The sequence below is a fragment of the Burkholderia sp. JPY481 genome, assembly GCF_038900515.1.
Taxonomy (GTDB): Bacteria; Pseudomonadota; Gammaproteobacteria; order Burkholderiales; family Burkholderiaceae; genus Paraburkholderia; species Paraburkholderia youngii.
In genome coordinates, this window is the sequence record NZ_JAYMRT010000117.1 from 1 (window position 1) to 681 (window position 681).

1 pseudogene is annotated in these 681 nt (G+C 62.0%); it reads left to right on the plus strand.

What is annotated here, in order from left to right:
• Window positions 1–130: 130 nt before the first annotated feature.
• Window positions 131–681 (plus strand): annotated as a pseudogene (locus VSR82_RS39910) (IS110 family RNA-guided transposase); the annotation flags it as partial.

The window sequence follows — 681 nt, forward strand, 5'->3', positions numbered from 1 at the left end:
GGCTTCTTTACGCCGCCCATGAGGTGGCTCGATTACGCCGCCCCTGGACTGGCTTCATTGTGCCGCCCCTCAGGTGGCCCGATTACGCCGCCCCCGGATTGGCTCTATAACGCCGCCCGCTGACACCAAGCTCGGACACACCGTTCGACTGATCGCCCCGCAGTTCGTCCGGCCTTACGTAAAGAGCAACAAGACCGACGCGGCCGACGCCGAAGCAATCTGCGAGGCGATAACGCGACCGAACATGCGCTTTGTACCGCTCAAGACGCAGGCGCAACAGACAGTGCTGTCGCTGCATCGCGCACGCGCTGGCCTAGTCAAATCACGCACAGCACTTGCCAACCAGATCCGCGGGCTTCTTGGCGAATTCGGCATCGTGCTGCCACAGGGTATCCAACTGCTTGGCCAACGGGCCATGGCCGCTCTTTCCACTTCTGACGATGGGCATTCTGAGCCGTTCCGGGCGTTAATCCAGATGCTCGTCAAGCACTTGCGCGAACTAGGTAGCAAGGTGGCTGAGCTCGAAGGTCGTATCCGCGCCATCCGTCGCACGAATGCGCCCGGTCGGCTTCTCGAAACAATACCCGGGATCGGGCCACTTACCGCGTCGGCCCTTGCAGCCTCGATCGGCAACGCCGGATCTTTTCGCAGCGGCCGCGAACTTGCTGCATGGCTGGGTTT